The organism is Halomonas sp. SIMBA_159 (genome assembly GCF_046536035.1).
In the GTDB taxonomy this organism is placed as follows: Bacteria; Pseudomonadota; Gammaproteobacteria; order Pseudomonadales; family Halomonadaceae; genus Vreelandella; species Vreelandella venusta_A.
The window spans coordinates 1-270 of record NZ_JAWJBT010000639.1; the positions used below are offsets into that span (position 1 = coordinate 1).

Genomic DNA, 270 nt, shown 5'->3' on the forward strand with positions numbered 1-270 from the left:
GTACACATCGAAACCGAAATCCTCAACCATCACCTGATAACACTTGCTGGTGTTGGTATCGTGCATGTGCCAGTCGTCGGTGCAGGGGATAATGTTCAGACCGGCTTCTGCCATGGCACGTATCGGATGCTTTACCCGCCATTCGTCATGCTTCGGCCATTGCTGCAGAAAATAGGTGTTGGACGGCACCACGGTAAAAGGTATACCCAGCGCCGCGTATTTCGCTGTGAGTTGCGGGTTATTGATGATGCTGTAGCCATGGTCAATCCG

At 52.2% G+C, this 270-nt stretch carries 1 protein-coding gene; it reads right to left on the bottom strand.

Features of this window, described 5'->3' with window-relative positions; all coding sequences use genetic code 11:
• A partial coding sequence (locus R0J87_RS20770; protein ID WP_498888623.1) for a hypothetical protein occupies window positions 1–270 on the bottom strand: 270 nt, incomplete at both ends.